The sequence below is a fragment of the Kitasatospora sp. NPDC054939 genome (genome assembly GCF_053610105.1).
In genome coordinates, this window is the sequence record NZ_JBSGXP010000051.1 from 44,379 (window position 1) to 50,718 (window position 6,340).

Genomic DNA, 6,340 nt, shown 5'->3' on the forward strand with positions numbered 1-6,340 from the left:
TCCCCCCGATGAAGTGGGACGCCTGGGGCGACCCGGCACTCGCCAGGGAACTGTCCGACGGCATCAAGGGCCTGCTGGCCGCCGCCCTCGGCGTCACCGGCCCCGGCACCCCCGGCCCGGCCGCCGACGAGGTCGTGCTGCACCCCTCGGCCCTCTCCGCCGAGGACCTCAAGGCGCTGGCCGCCGTCGTCGGCGAGGAGCACGTCTCCGCCGCCGACGCCGACCGCCTCCCCCGGGCCGGCGGCAAGTCCACCCCCGACCTGCTCCGCCGCCGCAGCCGCGACCCGCAGGACGCCCCCGACGCGGTCGTCCTGCCCGGCAGCGAGGAGGAGATCGCCGCCCTGCTCGCCGTCTGCACCGAGCGCCGCATCGCCGTGGTGCCGTTCGGTGGCGGGACCAGCGTGGTGGGCGGTCTCGACCCGGTCCGCGGGGCCTTCCCCGCCGTCGTCTCGCTCGACCTGCGCCGCTTCGACGGGCTGCTCGAGCTCGACGAGGAGTCCGGCACCGCCCTGCTCGGCGCCGGCCTCACCGGACCCGCCGCCGAAGCCCTGCTCGGCGAACGCGGCTGGGAACTCGGCCACTACCCGCAGAGTTTCCGGTTCGCCACCATCGGCGGTTTCGCGGCCACCCGCTCCTCCGGCCAGGACTCGGCCGGCCACGGCCGCTTCGACGCCATGGTGCTCGGCCTGCGCGCGGTCACCCCCACCGGCGTCCTCGACCTCGGCCGCGCCCCCGCCTCGGCCGCCGGGCCCGACCTGCGGGAGCTGTTCCTCGGCTCCGAGGGCACCCTCGGCGTCATCACCGCCGTCCGCCTGCGGGTCCACCCCGCCCCCGCCGCCAAGGCGTACGAGGCGTGGAGCTTCCCCGACTTCACCACCGGGGCCGCCGCCCTGCGCGCCGTCGCCCAGCAGGGCACCGGGGCCACCGTCATCCGGCTCTCCGACGAGGCCGAGACCGCCGTCAACCTCGCCACCACCGCGAAGATCGGCGGCGCGGCGGAGATCAGCGGCTGCCTCTCCGTCACCGTCGTCGAGGGCGACGCCGACCAGGTCGCCGCCCGGCAGCAGTCCACCCGCGCGGCCCTGCTCGCGGCCGGCGGCACCTCGCTCGGCGACGGCCCGGCCCGCGCCTGGGAGCACGGCCGCTTCGACGCGCCCTACCTGCGGGACGCCCTGCTCACCGCCGGGGCGCTCTGCGAGACCCTCGAAACCGCCACCAGCTGGCGGCAGTTGGGCGCCCTCCGGTTCGCCGTCACCGCCGCCCTGGTGGAGGCCCTGCCCGGCGCCCTGGTGATGTGCCACATCTCGCACATCTACCCCACCGGCGCCTCGCTCTACTTCACCGTCGTCGCCGCGATGGGCCCCGACCCGCTCGCCCAGTGGGGCACCGCCAAGCAGGCCGCCGGCGACGCCATCCTCGCCCACGGCGGCACCATCACCCACCACCACGCCGTCGGCACCGACCACCGGCCGTGGATGGAGCGCGAGGTCGGCCCCACCGGGGTGCGGATCCTGCGCGCCGTCAAGGCCGAACTGGACCCGGCGGGCATCCTCAACCCCGGCAAGCTGATCCCGTGAGACGGGTCACGGTCCTCACCAACCCGACCGCCGGCGTCGGCCACGGCGCCGGCGCCGCCCGCCGGGCCGTCGCCCGGCTGCGGGAACTCGGCGTGCAGGTCGACGAGCGCACCGGGCGGGACGCCGCGGACGCCCTGCGGATCGCCCGGGAGGCCGTCACCGCGGCCGCCGACGGCACGGGCGGCTCCGCCGGACCGGACGGCGGCGGGCCGGACGCCCTGGTCGTGGTCGGCGGCGACGGCATGATCAACCTCGCGCTGCAGGCCCTGGCCGGCACCGCCCTGCCGCTCGGCATCGTCCCCGCCGGCACCGGCAACGACCACGCCCGCTCCTTCGGCCTGCCGCTGCGGGCCCCCGAGGCGGCGGCCGACGTCATCGCCGCCGGCGCCGTGCGGACCGTCGACCTCGGCCGGATCACCGCCGACGACGGCACCGTCCGGCACTTCGGCTCGGTGCTGGCCACCGGCTTCGACTCGCTGGTCAGCGACCGCGCCAACCGCCTGCGGTGGCCGCGCGGCCGGATGCGCTACAACCTGGCCATCCTGGTCGAGTTCGCCAATCTGCGCCCGCTGCCGTACCGGCTCGTCCTGGACGGCGGCACGGTCGTCGAGCAGGACCTCACCCTCGCCGCGATCGGCAACACCCGCAGCTACGGCGGCGGCATGCACATCTGCCCGGACGCCGACTTCACCGACGGACTCCTCGACGTCACCCTGGTGCCCGCGATGCGGCGCGTGAAGGTCGCCCGCTTCTTCCCCACCGTCTTCAAGGGCACCCACGTCGAGCGCCCCGAGGTGGCCACCCACCGGGTCACCTCGCTGCGCATCGAGTCCTCGGGCATGAACGCCTACGCCGACGGCGAGTTCATCGCCGCGCTCCCGATCGAGGTCACCGTCGCCCCCGCCGCCCTCCGCCTGCTCGCTCCCTGAGCGGACCGCGCCGTCAGACGCCGCGTTCGGCCCTGACGGTGCCGTCGGCGATGGCGGCGAGGAGGGCGCGGTGGTCGGTGGCGTTGCGGTCGGCGTAGGCCATGGCGTAGTCGGCGAGGGCTTCGGCGAAGAGGTCGGAGCGGCCGAGGTAGCCGGCGATGGCGAGGCGGTCGCCGGAGCGGGCGTGGGCGCGGGCGAGGGTCCGGCCGCAGAGTCCGGCGTAGCCGCGCAGGACGCCGGGCGGCATCTCGGCGATGTCCGCGGATCCCTTCATGTCGCGCAGCTGGCGGCCGTAGAAGTGCCGGCCGGCCGGGCCGGTCGTCCAGCCGAGGAAGATGTCGCTGGCGGCCTGCATCAGGCGCTGCCCGGTGACCACCCGGTGGCCGCCGTGGACGAGCGGCGCCTCCGCCTCGGGGTCGGCCGCCGCGGGCAGGTGGTCCTCCAGGACGGACCGTCCGGCCTCCTTGACCTGGAGGAACAGCGGATCGCCGGAATCGCGGCCCTCCAGCAGGATGATGAAGCAGCGGGTGCCGACGCTGCCGACGCCGACGACCTTCCGGGCGGCGTCCACGAAGTGGTGGCGGTCGAGCAGCACCCGGCGGTCCTCGGGGAGGGTCGCCCGGTAGTCGCTGAAGATCTTGCCGATCCGGCGCAGCTCCTGCGCGGGCAGCGGCTCGATGAGCGGCGGGTCCTCGATGATCCGCCGCCGGCCGTCGCGGAGCTCGGTGAGCTTGCCGAACGCCTGCATGTTGGTGCGCCGGCGGGCCCGGGCGAGATTGGCCTCGATGCGCTTGCGGCGCTTGGCCCGGCGGACCATCGGGAGCAGTTCGGCGGTGTCGATCCGGACGTACCAGACGTCGAGTTCACCGAGCCCGGCGTACTCGCGCATGGCCTCGGCGTAGCCGTGGGAGGCGGCGAGGGCGGCCCGGCGGGCCTGCTCCTCGTCGTGGCCGTTGTCGCGGGCGGCGACGGCGACGCTGGCGGTGAGCCGTTTGAGGTCCCATTCGAACGGGCCGGGGAAGGTCTCGTCGAAGTCGTTGAGGTCGAAGAGCAGCGCGCGTTCCGGCGAGGCGAACAGGCCGTAGTTCAACAGGTGGGCGTCGCCGCAGAGTTGGACGGTCAGCCCGGTGTTGGGGGCGGCACCGAGGTCGGCGGCCATGACGGCGGCCGCGCCGCGCAGGAAGGCGAACCGCGATTCGGCCATCCGCCCGTAGCGAATCGGCAGGAGTTCGGCGACCCGGTCGGCGCCCTGCTGTTCCAGGACGGCGATCGGGTCGGGGCGGTCGGCGGAGGGGATCCAGCGCCCGTGGTCGGAGCGCGGCACCCGTTCGCGGGCGGCCCGGCCGCGCCGGCGGCGTTCGTCGGGGGTCGTCATGGCGGCTGCTCCTCACGGCTGGCTGCGCTCGGCTGCTCCTGAGCTGCTCCTCCTGACGGCGACGCTAGGCGAGGGCGGCCGCTCCGGCACGTCGGGCCGCGGGGCGGGGGCGGCCGGGGCGGCGGCGAACGGGCCGCCGCTACGCCGAACGGGTGAGGCCGGGGCTGCTCAGCGCACCGTGAAGTCGGCCATCATCGAGCTGTCCTCGTGCTCCAGGTTGTGGCAGTGCAGCATGTACGTGCCCGGGTAGTCCGTGAACCGCACCACCACCTCCATCGTCTCGGCCGGCCGCAGGTCGACGGTGTCCTTCCAGCCGGCGTCGTACGGGCCGGGCGCGCCGCCGTTGCGGGAGAGCACCCGGAAGTGGTTCAGGTGGAGGTGCACCGGGTGGTGGACGTCGGTGGTGAACCGCCAGATCTCGGTGCTCCCGAGCGCGGCTTCGGCCACCACCCGGCCCGGCTCGTACGGCAGGCCGTTGATCGCCCAGCCGAACTCGCGGTTGCGCCGGAACGAGAAGGTGCGGACGGCGACGGCGGCGTCCGGGTCGAGCCGCTCGTGGACGGAGAGCCGCTCGGGCACCGCCGTGTCGTCCTTCACCGGGCTCCCGGAGACGTCGAAGCACATCACCTCCGTGGTGCGCTCGCTGCCGTAGCGGTTCATCAGCCGGACCCGGGTGCCGGCCGGGTAGCGGGCGAAGTCGACGACCAGGTCGAACCGTTCGGCCGGTGCGACGTCCAGGGTGTCGTGGGCGAGCGGGGCCTCCAGCAGACCGCCGTCGCCGCCGATCTGGACGAGGGCGCCGCCGCCGGGCGGCTGCGGGTCCAGCTCCAGCCGGAAGATCCGGGTGTTGGCCGCGTTGAGCAGCCGCAGCCGGTAGCGGGCGCGGTCCACCTCCTTGACCGGCCAGGGCGCGCCGTTGACCAGGACGACGTCGCCGAGGACGCCGTTGAGGTAGTCGGGGGTGACGCCCGGGTCGGGGTCGGCCGCGGGGTAGCGGAAGGAGCCGTCCTCGTCGAAGGAGCGGTCGGCGAGCATCAGCGGGAGGTCCCGCTCGCCGCGCGGCAGCGGGAGGCGGTCCTCATCCTCGTCGCCGATCAGGTGGAAGCCGGCCAGGCCCTGCCAGACCACGCGGCCGGTGAAGCCCATCCGGTGGTCGTGGTACCAGAGGGTGGCGGCGCGCTGCTGCCCGGGGTAGGTGTAGTCGCGCTCGCCGACCGCCGCTCCCGCGGTGCCGGCGGCGCCGTGCCGGGCGTGGTCCGCGGGCTCCGCGAGGGCGCTGCCGACCGGGTGCAGCAGGTCCATCGGGTAGCCGTCGCTGCCGGCCGGGGTGTGGCCGCCGTGCAGGTGGACGGAGACCGGCGCCGGCAGTTCGTTGCGGTGCCGGACGACCACCGGGCGGCCCGAGCGGGCCTGCAGGGTGGGGCCGGGGAAGCTGCCGCCGTACGTCCACGCCTCGGTGGTCAGGCCGGGGAGGATGGTGAGCCGGGCGACCTGCTGGGTGATCGCGTAGTGGTCGGCCACGGCGTCCGAGGCCACCGGGCCGAGTACCGGCGGCACCGGCAGCGACACCAGGAACGGCTCCGGCAGGCCGACCCGGCTGCTCAGCAGCCGCCCGGGGCGGGCCTCCGCCAGCAGGCGGGCGGCGACCGGGCCGCCGACCGCGAGCACCGCACCGGCGCCGGCCGCGGCGGCGCCCAGCTGCAGGAACCGCCGCCGGGTGGGCCGGGCACCGGTCACCTGGCCACCTCCCGCGGGCCGGTCGGGCGCGGCAGCCGGTCCGCGGCCGGTCCGCCGACGCCGGCGGTCGCACGCCGGGCGGGCAGCGGTTCGCGCCAGGCGCCGACGGCGGCGAGCAGCACCCCGGCGACCAGCAGCACGCCGAGCACCACGTGGACGCCCACCGCCCGGCCGTACCCGGCCGCGCTCTGTCCCACCGCGGCGAGCAGCAGGACCGCCGACAGCGCCGCCGGCCACCGCGGGCCGCGCCCGGTCCGGCGCAGCACGACGGCCGCGGCCAGCTGGACGGCGGCCCCGGCCAGCACGGCGCGGGCGGTCGAGCCGTGGGCGGCGAAGGAGTCGTAGTGGCCGTTGAGGAAGCTGCCGGCGAGGGTGGTCTGCACGAGCGCGAGCAGGGCGAGCAGCCCCGCGCCCGTCCGGAACAGCCGCAGCGGCCAGCGGGGGGCGGGTCCCCGGTCGGGGCGGGCGGGCTCGGCGCCGTGCGGGTCGGCACCGGTCGGCGGGTCGGCACTGGTCATGGGCGGGCGGCTCCCTGTCCGCGGGGGCTGAAGGGGGTGGGGGCTGGCCAGGCCGGGGTACGGCGACGGGCTGAGCGGGGACGGGGCGCGAGCCTAACCGGCACCGCCCGCCCCGGGCCCGGCTGCGCCCCGCCGATCGGGGACGACCACCCCATCGGTGGAGCCGGGAGGCGGGACGCACTGCGCCGGACGGGCGACGCGCGG

Annotated in this window: 5 protein-coding genes; 2 read left to right on the forward strand and 3 right to left on the reverse strand. The window is 76.3% G+C overall.

All coding sequences use genetic code 11. The features are described from left to right. Nucleotides 1-8: 8 nt before the first annotated feature. Together ACWGB8_RS16930 and ACWGB8_RS16935 are read left to right on the forward strand one after the other, a co-directional pair. The gene (locus ACWGB8_RS16930; RefSeq protein ID WP_452214268.1) at nt 9-1,577 is read left to right on the forward strand and encodes an FAD-binding oxidoreductase; all 1,569 of its coding nucleotides are present in this window, start codon (nt 9-11) and stop codon (nt 1,575-1,577) included. Beyond that, nucleotides 1,574-2,506, forward strand: a complete 933-nt coding sequence (locus ACWGB8_RS16935; RefSeq protein ID WP_452214264.1) for a diacylglycerol kinase — start codon at nt 1,574-1,576, stop codon at nt 2,504-2,506. The genes ACWGB8_RS16930 and ACWGB8_RS16935 overlap by 4 nt, the downstream gene beginning before the upstream one ends. A 13-nt stretch (nt 2,507-2,519) precedes the next feature. Here ACWGB8_RS16935 and ACWGB8_RS16940 read toward each other — a convergent pair whose 3' ends face one another. From ACWGB8_RS16940 to ACWGB8_RS16950, 3 genes are all read right to left on the reverse strand, one after another. After that, complete coding sequence (locus ACWGB8_RS16940; RefSeq protein WP_452214265.1) at nt 2,520-3,881, reverse strand: DUF2252 domain-containing protein; 1,362 nt, start codon at nt 3,879-3,881, stop codon at nt 2,520-2,522. Nucleotides 3,882-4,049: 168 nt separating this feature from the next. Further along, nucleotides 4,050-5,618 carry a multicopper oxidase family protein gene (locus ACWGB8_RS16945; protein ID WP_452214266.1) on the reverse strand — a complete coding sequence of 523 codons (1,569 nt, stop codon included), beginning with the start codon at nt 5,616-5,618 and terminating at the stop codon, nt 4,050-4,052. Further along, on the reverse strand, nt 5,615-6,136 hold the full coding sequence (locus ACWGB8_RS16950; RefSeq protein WP_452214267.1) for a hypothetical protein: 522 nt from the start codon (nt 6,134-6,136) through the stop codon (nt 5,615-5,617). Before ACWGB8_RS16950 ends, ACWGB8_RS16945 begins: the two co-directional genes overlap by 4 nt. Between the last annotated feature and the right edge of the window lie 204 nt (nt 6,137-6,340).